The sequence below is a fragment of the Serratia proteamaculans genome, assembly GCF_008830365.1.
Taxonomy (GTDB): Bacteria; Pseudomonadota; Gammaproteobacteria; order Enterobacterales; family Enterobacteriaceae; genus Serratia; species Serratia proteamaculans.
Map to the genome: position 1 here is coordinate 804,838 of NZ_WBKI01000002.1, position 13,618 is coordinate 818,455.

At 55.0% G+C, this 13,618-nt stretch carries 17 protein-coding genes; 7 read left to right on the plus strand and 10 right to left on the minus strand.

Annotated features, from left to right (window positions below; genetic code table 11):
- Positions 1–83: 83 nt before the first annotated feature.
- Positions 84–545 (plus strand): GNAT family N-acetyltransferase, encoded by a 462-nt coding sequence (locus F8R23_RS12820; RefSeq protein WP_151415687.1) that lies wholly within the window; start codon positions 84–86, stop codon positions 543–545.
- Here F8R23_RS12820 and F8R23_RS12825 read toward each other — a convergent pair whose 3' ends face one another.
- Both F8R23_RS12825 and F8R23_RS12830 read right to left on the minus strand, forming a co-directional pair.
- Positions 546–1,103: a class I SAM-dependent methyltransferase gene (locus F8R23_RS12825; protein WP_129936020.1), complete on the minus strand. Its 558-nt coding sequence runs from the start codon at positions 1,101–1,103 to the stop codon at positions 546–548. It lies immediately after the preceding gene.
- A gap of 242 nt (positions 1,104–1,345) precedes the next feature.
- Positions 1,346–1,630 carry a YdgH/BhsA/McbA family protein gene (locus F8R23_RS12830; protein WP_099064876.1) on the minus strand — a complete coding sequence of 95 codons (285 nt, stop codon included), beginning with the start codon at positions 1,628–1,630 and terminating at the stop codon, positions 1,346–1,348.
- A 309-nt stretch (positions 1,631–1,939) separates the two neighbouring features.
- Here F8R23_RS12830 and F8R23_RS12835 point away from each other — a divergent pair, with 309 nt between their 5' ends.
- On the plus strand, positions 1,940–3,121 hold the full coding sequence (locus tag F8R23_RS12835) for a low temperature requirement protein A (protein WP_151415688.1): 1,182 nt from the start codon (positions 1,940–1,942) through the stop codon (positions 3,119–3,121).
- A gap of 259 nt (positions 3,122–3,380) precedes the next feature.
- Here the strand turns inward: F8R23_RS12835 and F8R23_RS12840 are convergent, their stop codons facing one another.
- Positions 3,381–4,745 carry an esterase-like activity of phytase family protein gene (locus F8R23_RS12840; RefSeq protein ID WP_129936022.1) on the minus strand — a complete coding sequence of 455 codons (1,365 nt, stop codon included), beginning with the start codon at positions 4,743–4,745 and terminating at the stop codon, positions 3,381–3,383.
- Positions 4,746–5,192: 447 nt separating this feature from the next.
- On the opposite strand from F8R23_RS12840, the gene aqpZ reads away from it, so the two are divergent.
- On the plus strand, positions 5,193–5,888 hold the full coding sequence (gene aqpZ / locus F8R23_RS12845) for an aquaporin Z (protein ID WP_112347750.1): 696 nt from the start codon (positions 5,193–5,195) through the stop codon (positions 5,886–5,888).
- Between the two features lie 98 nt (positions 5,889–5,986).
- On the opposite strand, the gene F8R23_RS12850 is transcribed toward aqpZ, so the two are convergent.
- Positions 5,987–6,757, minus strand: a complete 771-nt coding sequence (locus F8R23_RS12850; RefSeq protein ID WP_151415689.1) for a class I SAM-dependent methyltransferase — start codon at positions 6,755–6,757, stop codon at positions 5,987–5,989.
- A 117-nt stretch (positions 6,758–6,874) separates the two neighbouring features.
- Here F8R23_RS12850 and F8R23_RS12855 point away from each other — a divergent pair, with 117 nt between their 5' ends.
- The 3 genes from F8R23_RS12855 (at position 6,875) to F8R23_RS12865 (ending at position 9,211) form a co-directional block, all read left to right on the plus strand.
- Positions 6,875–7,660, plus strand: coding sequence for a helix-turn-helix transcriptional regulator (locus F8R23_RS12855; RefSeq protein ID WP_129936023.1), 786 nt, complete (start codon positions 6,875–6,877; stop codon positions 7,658–7,660).
- Between the two features lie 126 nt (positions 7,661–7,786).
- Positions 7,787–8,539, plus strand: a complete 753-nt coding sequence (locus F8R23_RS12860; RefSeq protein WP_151415690.1) for a DUF2076 domain-containing protein — start codon at positions 7,787–7,789, stop codon at positions 8,537–8,539.
- A gap of 99 nt (positions 8,540–8,638) precedes the next feature.
- On the plus strand, positions 8,639–9,211 hold the full coding sequence (locus F8R23_RS12865; protein WP_112347754.1) for a GNAT family N-acetyltransferase: 573 nt from the start codon (positions 8,639–8,641) through the stop codon (positions 9,209–9,211).
- Here F8R23_RS12865 and F8R23_RS12870 read toward each other — a convergent pair.
- The 5 genes from F8R23_RS12870 to F8R23_RS12890 all read right to left on the minus strand — a co-directional run bounded on the left by F8R23_RS12870 (position 9,186) and on the right by F8R23_RS12890 (position 12,199).
- A complete protein-coding gene (locus tag F8R23_RS12870; protein ID WP_129936025.1) occupies positions 9,186–9,443 on the minus strand; it encodes an ABC transporter ATP-binding protein in 258 nt (85 codons plus the stop codon). The genes F8R23_RS12865 and F8R23_RS12870 overlap by 26 nt on opposite strands.
- Before the next feature lie 95 nt (positions 9,444–9,538).
- Positions 9,539–9,982, minus strand: a complete 444-nt coding sequence (locus F8R23_RS12875) for a thiol-disulfide oxidoreductase DCC family protein (RefSeq protein WP_129936026.1) — start codon at positions 9,980–9,982, stop codon at positions 9,539–9,541.
- 63 nt (positions 9,983–10,045) lie between these two features.
- The gene (locus tag F8R23_RS12880) at positions 10,046–10,381 is read right to left on the minus strand and encodes a hypothetical protein (protein ID WP_129936027.1); all 336 of its coding nucleotides are present in this window, start codon (positions 10,379–10,381) and stop codon (positions 10,046–10,048) included.
- A 173-nt stretch (positions 10,382–10,554) separates the two neighbouring features.
- Positions 10,555–11,181 (minus strand): isochorismate family cysteine hydrolase YcaC, encoded by a 627-nt coding sequence (ycaC, locus tag F8R23_RS12885; protein ID WP_012005442.1) that lies wholly within the window; start codon positions 11,179–11,181, stop codon positions 10,555–10,557.
- Positions 11,182–11,317: 136 nt separating this feature from the next.
- Complete coding sequence (locus F8R23_RS12890) at positions 11,318–12,199, minus strand: pirin family protein (protein WP_129936028.1); 882 nt, start codon at positions 12,197–12,199, stop codon at positions 11,318–11,320.
- Between the two features lie 126 nt (positions 12,200–12,325).
- Here F8R23_RS12890 and F8R23_RS12895 point away from each other — a divergent pair, with 126 nt between their 5' ends.
- Positions 12,326–13,234 carry a LysR family transcriptional regulator gene (locus F8R23_RS12895; protein ID WP_129936029.1) on the plus strand — a complete coding sequence of 303 codons (909 nt, stop codon included), beginning with the start codon at positions 12,326–12,328 and terminating at the stop codon, positions 13,232–13,234.
- On the opposite strand, the gene F8R23_RS12900 is transcribed toward F8R23_RS12895, so the two are convergent.
- Positions 13,235–13,618, minus strand: coding sequence for a VOC family protein (locus tag F8R23_RS12900; protein WP_129939044.1), 384 nt, complete (start codon positions 13,616–13,618; stop codon positions 13,235–13,237).

Here is a 13,618-nt window from a genome sequence, read left to right on the forward strand (position 1 = left end):
ATACGGTTTTATAAAGTTAAAAATTTGGTCGATAACCCGATTATGGAAGAGCCAGATTGGCTGAAGATTCAGGAGGTACGGAGATGACCCAACGCATTATTCCCCTGACGGAGCGCCCAGAGTTCAGCGACGTCTGTGCCGCATGGGCATTTGGGCAATGGGGCTCGCAACGCGGTGGTTCGCTGGAACGCACGCGTCAGCGCTTTGCACTGTGTACCCAGCCGAGTGAAGACTACACCACGTTGTTGATGCTTGAGGGGGAGCGCCCACTGGGAATGGCCAGCCTGTGGCCGAGCGATGATCATCACCGGATGGACCTTTCCCCCTGGCTGGCGGGGGTGTTTGTTCATCCTGACCACCGTCGTCAGGGGATCGCGCAACGCCTGGAGGCCGCCATCGTACAATTGGCGCGCCAACGCAATCACCCGGTATTACACCTGATCACCGATCAATCCGATGCGCTGTATACGGGTTGGGGCTGGCAAACCATCGAACGTCGGCAACAATATGAAGAGCAGGTAGTGGTGATGGAAAAAAGGCTTTAGCTAACGCGGCGTACAGACATACACCAGCGCCGGCGGGAAGTTACGCACCACCCGCAGCCGTTTCCAGTGGAAATAGCGGGACAGCAGCTTTTCTGACAGATGGCTGTACTGGAACAACACCAGGGTCCCGTTGCGTGCACGCAAGCATTGCTGTGCCTGCTGCAAAATACGGATACTGATTTTAAGCGGGATCGACAGCAGCGGCAGGCAGGAAAACACCACGTCGTAATCACGGGCCATCTGTTCCGCCGAGCGGTCCATCACCTGCAGGCGTCGATCGTCAATTTTCCGTAGCTGATGAACAAAATGGGATTGGATTTCGAAGGCCTCAAGCGAAGCATCGGCACGCATGCGCCCCAATATCCGCTTGGTCAACACACCGTCCGCCGCACCAAGCTCCGCGATCGACAGCGCGCCGGTCCATTCAATCTGATTGACCATCGCCTGGCACAGCCAGGGAGAAGAAGGCGCCAGTGTGCCAATGGTTCGCGGCGAAGCCATAAACTGCTGGAGGTAGGAAAAGTGGTTCTTCAGTTGCAGCCGTGTCGCATTTAACATTGGGGCCTCCTTAGGTTGAGTAGCCACCAATCTGAACTCAATTCCTTAAGTATTCATTAACATGTTTCCTAAAACCACCGACACAGTTGTAATAAAATGCGACTGACTACAGGCAAAAAAACGGTTGTGGTCATCATCATCGGGTAAGCCAGGAATGGCATTACCGGTCAGATTATTATCCACAACCGTTTATTTTATCGGCCACCTATTACAGTGGCCGAATTGTATTTATTGCCGGATTACTAGCGGTATATTTCCGCATTACCACGCCAGTTGCTGGAATCTCCCGGGGTGTCCAGCCCGATAATACGTAGGTGGCTGGCACCATCGGCCTGAGCTTTTTCTTTCAGCGCGTGAACCGCATCACCCGGTGAACCACTGACGCCGGAAACCGATACCACGCCAAGGCTCTGCAGGCCGCTGGCCTGCTCTGTACTGACCTGTTTTACCGACGACAGCGGCGCTGCAAAGGAAGAGAACGAAGCGGCTGCCAATAGAACTGCTGCAATGCCAGGTAATAGTTTCATGATTAACTCCAGGTGTTTTTGTTTATTTTCTCGTATCAATGGAGTTAATTATCCGCCAGGCAATGAAAATAGACGTAATCCAATGTAAAGAACATCAATCATTGTGATGGAAATAAGGAGGAGGTGCGTGCAGATATGTCTTACAGGGAATAATAGCGGACTACACAGCGACTCTACTCCCGGCAGATGACAATTAAAAGTCCGTTTGGTCAGGGAAAGATAAAAAACCTCACTTTTAAGATTTCTCTCTCACCCACAGGTGGCTGAACTACGCTATTGCTTAAGGTTATCATTTTGGAAGGATCCCCTATGTCGCAAACCTTGCTTCGTGTGCGTGATGGTCGTGGCGCCTCGGTTTCGTTCTCGGAACTGTTATTCGACCTGATCTACGTTTTTGCCGTGACCCAACTTTCCCACTATCTGCTGCACCATCTGACGTTGACCGGTGCGCTGGAAACCCTGCTGTTGTGGTTTGCCGTCTGGCTGGCGTGGCAATACACCGCCTGGGTCACCAACTGGTTTAACCCGGACACCCGGCCCATCCGTATCCTGCTGTTCGCCATCATGCTGCTGGGGCTATTCGCCTCCTCCGCGCTACCCCAGGCGTTTGGTGAACGCGGGCTGATGTTCGCGCTGTTCTATGTAGCCATTCAGGTTGGCCGCTCGCTGGTGGTGCTGAAGCTGCTCCCCGCCCACCATCCACTGAAGCAAAACTTTCGGCGCATTCTCGGCTGGATGTGCATTTCGGCGCTGTTCTGGATCCTCGGCGGGCTGGCGGAAGGCCATCACCGGCTGTTGCTGTGGGCCATCGCGGTGCTGTGCGAATACGTTTCGCCGATGTTCGGTTTCCGCCTGCCGGTGCTTGGTCGCTCCGACAGCAGCAGTGAATGGACCATCGAAGGCCATCATCTGGCGGAACGCTGCCAACTGTTCGTGATAGTGGCATTGGGGGAAACCATTCTGATCACCGGCTCCACCCTCAGCGAAATGGAGTCCTGGAGCGCGCCGGTACTGATTGCGTCTTTGGTGGCCTTTCTCGGCAGCCTGGCGATGTGGTGGGTCTATTTCGATACCAGCAGCAAAGCCGGTAGCCATGCTATCAGCCAGGCGGAAAACCCCGGGCAACTGGGTGCCAACTTCCATTATGTTCATGTGGTACTGGTTGGCGCGATCATCGTCTGCGCCGTCGCCAATGAGCTGGTGATTGCCCACCCTGACGGCCATATCAACAACGTGACAGCGGCGGTGCTGCTGCTCGGCCCGGCGATTTATCTGCTCGCCAATGCGCTGTACAAGCGACTAGTATATCGCCGTTTTCCGCTATCGCATCTGCTGGGGCTGATCGCGCTGGCGGTGCTGGCACCGATTGCCTATCTCACCGATTTATTGATGGTGAACGGCCTGACCACACTGATTATGGTGGCCGTGGCGATATGGGAAAGCATCTCGCGTGGCAAAGCGTCACAGGCTAACCGCGACGCTATCATATAAAGAAGGAAACAGGGGGCCATGCCCCTGTGAGTTTGATGGCAAAGTTGTCTTTGAATCCGAGATACCCGGGCCTAGCGCACCGAGGGGCCATTATGGGACACGTCCATGTGTCCCACCCTTCGGGCCGACTGGAAGTCGTTCCAATTTGCTCCCGGCAAATTGGTCGGCGGGCAAGCCGCTACGACCCCTTCGGCACGCTCTCCCTAATAACGGGCTTTGTCAGTAGTCTGACCGGGGGCCTCACCCCCGGCCGTGATGTTTACTTCAGCGATTGCGGCAACGTCAAGACCCAGAGTTCGCTGAGCGATTCCGGTTTATCCAGCGGGCGCAGTTCGATACGGGTCGATACGGTTTTGCCCTCCAGGCTCAGGTTACCCTGTTGATCCAACTGGTAATCGCCGACTTTCTTCGCCTTCGGTTGTGCGTCCACCAGCTTGGCCTGCAGACCAAAATCGTTATCGTTAATCACTGCCAGCGTGCGATCGTCAATCAGTGACAGACCTTCGACCTTCTCCTGCTGCCAACCTAATTTACGCAGATCCACCACTTCCCGCTTCTGCGCCAGCTTCACGCCGCGTTTAGCGAGATCTTTTGCATCATCAAACTCCAGCGCCTTGCCCTTGCCGTCAAAGGCGGTCAGATCGGTCGCCTGGCTGAGATCAACCAGGTAGATCTTGTTGATCATTTGCTTGTCTTTATCGCTGCCCTGCTCAACCAACAGGATGTGCTGATTGTCTACCGCCACGATGTCGCCCACCTTGGCATCCTTGGCTTTTTTATAGCTGTTGATATCGATCGGATAACCGTACATTGCCGTTTTCCCGCTGGCCGGATCAAAACTGACCAGACGGGTGAACTGCGCCTTGTTCTTGCTTTTACCCTCAACGTCGAGCGTGCTCTGCACCGCCGCCAGAATACGCCCGTCCGGCAAACGGGTGATGCCTTCAAAGCCCCGGTTCGGCTGACGCCACTTGATAATATTCGGCAACCCACCGGCCACCGCCTGCTCGCCCTGCTCCGGCATTGGGCCGTACTTGGCGAGGATCTTGCCCTGGCTGTCGATGTGGATCAGGAACGGGCCGTATTCGTCACACAGCCAGTAGCCTCCTTTGCCGTCCGCCGTGATCCCTTCGGTATCCAGCCCACGTTTATCGCCCTGCAAAGTTTTCAGCGTATCGCTCAGCGCCACTTCGTTGGTTGAACCAATCAGACCCGCCGGCAGCGGCAACCCGCTGATCGGCCCTTGCTGGTCATGCAGCGGCCTTGAGTTACTGGCAACCGCCTTACCGCCGCCGACGCGAATATCCATCAATAAAGGAACAAACTCAGGGTTGGCGAAGATTTTCGCTTCCTGTTCACCGACCGCAGGCGCATCAGCATTGGGGCCGCGATCGGTCAGGGTAGTCAACAGCAGATCATTGCCTTCACGGCCATTGAATACCAAGCCAGAACCAATACCCACCGGCAATCCCTGCGGAAAATGCTGGGCGAATTCGCCCTGATAACTTACATGCTCGCCGCCGGGAAAGCTGACCACATAGCGCGCCACCTCAACGTCAGTGGCAGCATAGGAAAACAGAGGAAACAACGAACTGATTAACAGCGAAACCGATTTTATTTTCATGGTATGGCTCAGAGTTAAGGGTGTGAAGTTGGCAGCTTGCTAAGGTATTAGCCCGACATGACAATTTGATGACAAACCGGTCTAATACCCTGAATTTTCGTGAAAATTAAATATGGCAAATAGGAATTAACAATTAACACGGACAAATCGAATGGGAAAATCATATGAAAAATTGAATTTAACCGTAGCTATTTCCCGCCAGAAATACTTATACCGCTTAAGCTTAGGGTAAATTCTTATAACAGCGATAAAAAAACCAGCAAACGCACCGCAACGCCCCAAATATAGCCGTATTCGCATAGACAAAGTTAATTGACGGGGATTTAATATCTGCTGTTATTTAAGCTGCATTAAGAATAATCCTGATAGAAACCTGCATTAAATGAAAAAGGTGTTCTATAGTTTTTAGTGCTAACGCCCGTTAGTATTTTCCGTAGGATGGAGTCTATGTCAAAGCGACTTTTTGCCGAATTTTTTGGCACATTTTGGTTGGTGTTCGGTGGTTGTGGTAGCGCAGTATTAGCAGCAGCATTTCCACAGCTGGGTATTGGTTTTCTTGGTGTGGCACTCGCTTTTGGTCTGACCGTAGTCACTATGGCTTATGCCGTTGGCCATATTTCTGGCGGGCACTTTAACCCGGCCATTACCCTGGGGTTGTTTGCCGGTGGCCGTTTCGCTGCCAAAGACGTTATTCCCTATGTGATTGCTCAGGTTATTGGCGGGATTGCTGCAGCGGCAGTGTTGTATTTGATCGCCAGCGGCAAAGCAGGTTTTGACGCGACCGGCGGCGGCTTTGCCTCAAACGGTTACGGTGAGCACTCACCGGGCGGCTATTCTCTGCAGTCTGCAATCGTTATTGAACTGGTACTGACCGCATTCTTCCTGATCGTTATTCACGGTGTGACCGATAAACGTGCGCCTGCGGGTTTTGCCCCGTTGGCCATTGGTTTGACGTTAACCCTGATACACCTGATCAGTATTCCGGTAACTAATACTTCCGTTAACCCGGCGCGCAGTACCGGCGTGGCAATATTCCAGGGAACCTGGGCATTGCAACAGCTTTGGGTATTCTGGCTGGTGCCATTAGTGGGCGGTGTTATCGGCGGCCTGATTTATCGCTGCCTGTTGGAAGACAAGAAGTAATTTCTTACCTGGCAATATTCTGTCAGGGCAGCCGTATATCCCGCGTGTTTCCGATTGCCATCGGGAAAATGAAGGGTATATCGGCTGCCCTGAATTATTTAACCTCTGACGACTTCAAACATCATAATGTCGCTGGTGAATGAACCGTCCGGCTCGATGGCAAAATGCTGCAGCACATCTTCAGAGAGTCCCTGTTGCAACGCGCGAATCGCAGTGACGAAATGCTCTGGCGTACGCATACGCTCCACCCAACTGCTGAACTCCAGATAAAGCCGATCCGACGTCACCTCCCGAACCAACAGTCCAGACTCTGTCAGCAGACTCAGCCATTCACCTGGTGCGTAATTGCGCACATGTGAAGTATCACGCAGTACCTCTACGGTTTGCAGATAGATATCCAACAGCGGATGCCCCGGTGCAACCACATCCATAAAGATGGCCCTGCCGCCCGGTTTTAATACTCGTCGAACTTCGCGCAGCGCCTGGCCGACGTCATGCCAGTGGTGCGCCGAGTAACGGCTGATCACCAGATCAAAGCTGGCATCGTCAAACGGCAACGATTCCGCCACGCCCTGCTGCACCTGAATGTTGTTGAAACCTTTATCCTGCGCCGCCTGGCTTACCACATCCAACATCTGCGCCGATAAATCATAGGCCACCACCTGCGCCACTTTAGCCGCAGCAGTAAAGCTGGCATGCCCTGCGCCACAACCCAGATCCAGTAATTTGGCGTTGGCATGGGGTTCCAGCAGTCGTGCCAGCCGTTGTAAATCCTTTCCCTGTGCATGCACTGCACTGGTCAGGTAGGCGCTGGCCTGCTCACCAAACTGGCGGTCGACCGCATTTTTATGGCTATTGCTGATGCTCATAGGTGCTCCCTTTATTGTATGGCTTGCGCCTGTGCCGGATGGCTTTCAATGACTATAATTGGCTTATTATACGGGTACAATATAAGCAGTTATCCTAGTATCAGGAGGTACCAGTCTATGCAATCAGAAGCCTTATCCGGCCCTAAAGCCCTGGGGGCCTTCCTGCGTGCGCACCGGGAACGCATCACACCGGAAATGTTGGGTTTACCCAGCGCCCCACGCCGTCGCACCAGCGGCCTGCGCCGTGAAGAGCTGGCTCAAATCAGCGGTATCAGCGCCACCTGGTATACCTGGATAGAACAGGGGCGCGAAGTTTCCATATCACCCCATACGCTGGCACGCATTGCCAAAGCACTGCGGCTGGGGCCAGCCGAACGTCACTACCTGTTTACCCTGGCGCGTGTAGCCGATCCCGAGCAGGAGCATCATCAGGAAACGGCCAACAGTGCCGTTTTGCAAAGCGTTCACCAGGTAACGGTGCCTTGCTACCTGCTGGATATCACCTGGAATGTTGTCGCCTGGAATCCGCAGGCGGAGAGCCTGTTCAGCGGCTGGCTGGATCAGGCCGGCAGCCCCAATCTGCTGTACTTTATGTTTTTCCACCCGTTGGCAAAAACGTTGGTCAGCGACTGGGACGATCGTGCACGGCGCGTGGTCGCCGAGTTCCGTGCCGAAACCAGCCACCACCAGAACACCGAAGAGATACGCGCTTTCGTGCGCAACATGACGCACAACAGCGAGGCCTTTCATTACTGGTGGAAACAGCAGGACGTGCTGGCGCGGGAGGGAGGTGAGCGAGCATTCACCCATTTGCAGCAGGGGGTGTTGCGCTATCGGCAACTGACGTTTAATCCGGCGGAAAATAGCGGACTGAAGCTGGTAATGCTGATCCCTTTGCCGTAACTGGTAACAAATTCATGAACAGGTTTACCTGCCATTTATTTATTGGTTCATATAAACGCGCTAGGGTGATAGTTACCGATGATAGTCATCATCCAGTAACGTTATTAATCTCCTTGAGGTAATCCTATGCAATCCGAAGAACAACGTCTTATCGATGGTCTGTTTGGCCGCTTGAAAGAAGCCGAGACCAAGACGGGCCAGAGGGATCTCCAGGCAGAGCAGCAAATCAATCAGCACATCCGTGAACAACCTTCCGCCCCCTATTATATGGCGCAGGCGATGATCATCCAGGAAGCGGCACTGAAGCAGTTGGACCAACGGGTGAAAGATCTGGAAAGCCAGGTTGCCCAACAGCAGCAAAATAGTGCCAACCCACCAAGCAGCGGCGGTTTTCTGGCCGGGCTGTTCGGCGGCGGTAACCGCAGTACGCCAAGCCCGCGCGAGCAGTATCAGGCACAACAGCAGAATAACGCGGCCTGGAACAATCAGCCGCAGCCGGGCTATGCTCCGCAACAGCAGCAGCCGACCTACAGTCAACCTCAGCAGGCGGCACCTTCACGCGCCGGCGGGTTCCTCGGTGGGGCATTGCAGACCGCAGCCGGCGTGGCGGGCGGTGTGGTGCTGGCCGATATGCTGACCGGCATGTTCCGCCATTCGCAGCCGCAAGAGATTGTGAATATCATCGACGAGACTCCAGCGGCACCGGTGGATGATAGCGCGATGAGTAATTTCGACGCCTCCAACAACCTCGACACCTTCAACGGTGCCGATAACCGCTTCCTCAATCAGGACAACGGCTTCCAGAACGCGGATTATCAAAACGACGATAATACCGACTTCTCTGATGACGACTACAACGACGACGATTCGTTTATCTGATGCAGCCCCTCTCCGCCCGGGGAGGGGTTTAGTGCTTCTTGTTCCCCGCATCCTGGTCTACAGTTAACCCCTCCCAATAACCGCAGGTGACGAGAAACCATGCCGCAAATTCCCCCTCCCCCTCTTTTTGTTAGCGCCCGTATGCTGATGCGTCCGCCGGTGGCCGACGATGTTGCCCGCTTTTACGCCATTTTTGGCGATCCGGAAACTCAACGCTTTAACCCCGCCGGACCTGTCGCCAGTGAACAGTTGGCACGACAGGCACTGATGGAACGGATCGAAAACTGGCAGCAGCACGGCTATGGTTCCTGGGCAATTGCATTACATGAACGGCCAGAGTGGATTATTGGATTTGGCGGGATTTCCTGGCGGCCACTGGGGGCACAGCGCACGGTAAATCTGGGCTATCGCTTTGATACGCAAGTTTGGGGCCGTGGATTGGCGACGGAACTGGCGCAAGCTTCACTGGAATATGGTTTTGAACAGCTTCGGCTGGCAGAAATTTCCGCGATTGTACGTGAAAAAAATCTGGCCTCGTGCCGCGTGCTGGAAAAAGCGGGTTTACGTTTGGTAGATACCCTGGATGACGTGCCCGGCGATAGGCCAAGCCTGGTTTACAGCCTGCTACGCAGCGAGTATCAGAGAGCTACTGAGCCGGCGAATCATCGTTGATTTTCGCCAGTTCCCGGCGATAGGACTTCACCTTTTGGCGCTTCTTCAGCCAGGTGGTGGTGGAGACGATAAAAATCAGCCCGGACATGGTCAGTACGCCAATCGGATGGCCATAAAACACCATCATGGCGAAGTAAATGGCAGAGACCATCGCCACCCATTTCGCCGTATTTCCCACCGCATTCTTTTCCTGGCTTAAACGGCGAATGTGCTCTTCTTTACTGATTCCCATACCCTCTCCTGATTGACTGAACGTTCCATTATATGGGGCCGGAGTGCTGATATTTCAATCGATCAAAGGGTAAAGAAGCGTAAAGTTCAGCAGATTTACTCACTGCGATGATGCAAATAACGCCCTGGTAAATGCTCACCGGGCAAGGCGGTGCCCTGATTGCGGCCAAACAATCGGTAGCGGTTGCTCGCAACCGCATTGTAAAACGCGTCCGCCAGCCGCTGCGGCAGAAAGCGGGCCCATGCCAGCAGGCGAAATGGCCAGCCAAGCTGGCGCAGTGCCTGAAAAAATGCTGCTGAACGTAACCAGTGCTGGCCTTGTTGCAGGTAAACAATGGAGTCAAAACGGTCGGTGGGTAACGCCAGCCAACGCAGGATCGCCTGCCCTTCCTCGGATTGCACCGTGGCCAGCAAGATTTTGCCCTGCCGATCGGCACGGATCAAAAATCGCACCAGCCCGTGACACAGGTTGCATTCGCCATCGAATAACAACACCCGATCACCAGGCTGCAGATAAGGGGGAAGCGTTGACCGATCCATTTGGCCTCCTGAGAGAATGCCACCAGACTAACGCGCATTCCCCCTCAGGGCCAGCAGACCCGTTTAAGGCACCGAAGGAGCCAGGGGGTTATCCGGCAATGCCACCACCGAAACACGGACTTCATAATGCTTGGCCGCACTGGCCGGGATCACCGAAGTCAGCTTATTGATGGTTTCGGTCGGATTATCGCTGGCGGAAGTCGCGCAGAACAACTCACCCCCATGGCAGAAACCCGGTTTGGGCATATGCCCGCCAGGGAATGGCGGCAAGCGGAAGCCTTGCTCAGTCAGTGGTGGGGCATTTTTATCAGTAGGCACCGGAGCGGAAAGCGCGCTGACGCTGAACAGCGTCACGGCAGCCAGAAAAGGCAGTGTCAGTACTTTGATGGTGTTTTTCATCTCATTGACCTCATGTGTCGGGATTGGGCTTAACCTACCCCGCCCCCGGCACATGAGAAAGTCGCTTTTCACGACCTTTTCACTCCGATGATCTTTACTTACATCCCACAGCTAACGTGATGAAAGCTTAAGGATTATGTAAAGACTCATCGGCGTGTATTTCCTGTATCGCATTACTTACCGCTGGTCAGCGTGCTGTAGCTGGTCATCAGGTTGCGGTAGTCGGGGATATGGTTGGCAAACAGTGCACCTAGCCCTTCGACGTCATTACGCCAGTCACGATGCAGTTCACAGGCAACGCCGAACCAGGTCATCAGCTGCGCGCCTTCGGCTTCCATGCGGCTCCAGGCGGATTGGCGCGTCAATTCATTAAAGGTGCCGGAGGCGTCGGTGACTACAAACACCTCAAAACCTTCGCTGAGGGCAGACAGCGCCGGGAAAGCCACACACACCTCGGTGACTACCCCGGCAATAATCAACTGCTTACGCCCGGTCGCTTTCACTGCCTTGACGAAGTCATCGTTGTCCCAGGCATTAATCTGTCCAGGACGAGGAATAAAGGGCGCATCGGGGAATTGAGCTTTTAGCTCTGGTACCAGTGGGCCGTTGGGGCCGTCTTCAAAACTGGTGGTCAGGATGGTCGGCAGGTTGAAATACTTCGCTAAATCACCCAGTGCCAGTACGTTATTTTTGAAACGATCGGGATCGATATCTCGTACCAGTGAAAGCAGCCCTGCCTGATGATCCACCAGCAATACGGCGGCCTGATCCTTGTCGAGGCGTTTGTAATTTGCAGTCATGGTTTACTCCTGTGGGGTTTTGATTATTGCAGTTAAAAGTGCCCTTGACCGTTAGGCCAGAGCGCAGAGGTTGTCTTAAAGTGTAGAACCGGATCCGGCATTGTTTTACCGGATCGGTTCTCGGGTGTGGATGGGCTTAGCCGACGTCATGCTCTGTCGCCATGCTGCCGAACTTGCCACCGTTGAAGTCATGGAAAGCCTGCTGAATTTCCGCATCGCTGTTCATGACAAACGGGCCATAGCCGACGATCGGTTCGTCGATTGGCTCACCGCTCAGTACCAGCAAGCTGACGTCGTTGTTGGCTTCGATGGTGATAGAATCCCCCGCCCGGTCAAACCTGACCATTTGGGTTTCACGCACCACTTCCTCGCCGTTAACATGAATAGCCCCGTGCAGCATTACCAGCGCCAGCGTATGGCCTTCTTGCACTGTCAACGTGGTGGTATGACCGGCGTTCAGCTTCATGTCCCAGACATTGAGCGGGCTGAAGGTGCGTGCCGGGCCGGCTGCGTCGCCGAAGCTACCGGCAATCACCCGAACCTGCCCTGCGCCGTCCGCCAGTGGAACCACCGGAATATCCGCATTCAACAGCGTCTGGTAACCCGGCTCAGCCATTTTGTCCTTGGCCGGCAGGTTTACCCACAGCTGGACCATTTCCATGGTGCCGCCATTGCGCGAGAAATCCCGGGAATGGAACTCTTCGTGCAAAATACCTGAGGCGGCGGTCATCCACTGCACGTCACCAGGGCCAATCACCCCGCCGCTGCCGGTGGAATCGCGGTGCTCGACTTCCCCTTGGTAAACGATGGTCACCGTTTCAAACCCGCGATGCGGGTGCTGGCCAACGCCACGGGTGCCGGAGGCAGAGCGGAACTTGGTTGGCGCCGCATGATCCAACAACAGGAACGGGCTCATTTCCGCCCCCAGATCGTTATAGGAGAACAGCGAATTCACCAGGAAGCCGTTGCCGACCCAGTGGGCTTCAGGGCTGTTGTAAATACCGAGGATCTTTTTCATCTTGAACTCCTGTTTCAGGTCTCACGACCTTAGGTTGATGCCAGAAGTTTAATTCAACGCCATTTGCTGCAGTAGTAGGCAAGATGTACACTCAGCGTTCTATTAATAGAACGATAAGGACAGGCGATGTTCACCGATTTGAACGATCTGTTTTATTTCGCCAGCGTGGTCGACCATCAGGGATTCGCCCCCGCCAGTCGTGCGCTGGGCATCCCGAAGTCCAAACTGAGCCGCCGCGTGGCGCTGCTGGAAGAACGTCTGGGTGTGCGCCTGATCCAGCGCTCTACGCGACGTTTCTCCGTCACTGACGTCGGCCAGAACTACTACGCACACTGTAAGGCGATGCTGGTGGAAGCCGATGCGGCGCAGCAGGCGATCGAACAAACCCGCGCCGAACCCTGCGGTACGGTGCGCATGTCCTGTCCTGTAGCGATCTTGCATACCCGGGTCGGCAGTATGGTGGCGGCCTTTATGGCCGATTACCCGAAAGTCACGGTGCATCTGGATGCCACCAACCGCCGGGTAGATGTGGTGGGAGAAGGGTTGGATCTGGCGATCCGCGTGCGGCCGCCGCCGCTGGAAGACAGCGATCTGGTGCTGAAGATCCTGGCGCAGCGTACCTGGTGCGTCGCTGCCAGCCCGGCACTGGTGCGCACCCTCGGGCCGGTACAACGGCCGGAGGATCTGCATAAATATCCCACGCTCGATCTTGGTCCCGCACGCGCGCAGCACCTGTGGCAATTGACCGGGCCGGACGGTGAAAAAGTGGAGTGGGAACACAGGCCACGGCTGGTTACTGACGACATGCTGATGCTGCGTACTGCCGCGATTGCCGGTGCCGGTATTGTGCAACTGCCCTCGATGATGATGCGCGATAACATCTTGCGTGGGGAACTGGTGCAACTGTTACCCGGCTGGCAGCCACAGGGCGGCGTGGTGCACGCGGTTTACCCGTCACGCCGTGGGTTACTGCCAGCGGTGCGGCTGCTGCTCGACTATCTGGCGCAGCAGTTCGCCATCATTGAAGAAGAGTGATCAGCCGGTGATTTCGATGGCATTGCCGTCCGGATCGCGGATGATCGCTTCGTAAAAACCATCGCCGGTCCAGCGCGGCGGCGCCTGCAGGATCCCCTCCTGCTGCGCACGCTGCGCTAATTGATCGACAAGGTCCTCGTCGCCTAACGACAGCGCAATGTGCGCCCACCCCACACGTTCTTCAGCCTGAGCCGCCGGCAGCAACGCCGGTAAACCCATGATCTCCAGCGTCGGACCGCTAGCCAGGCTGACAAAACGGGAAACAAAACCCGGACGGTTTTTGCTGACGTACAATTCTCCGGCAACGCCGTTGAAGTAACGCCGCCAGAACGCCACCTGGGCATCAATATCGCGGGTCCACAGGGCAACATGGGCTATTTTCAT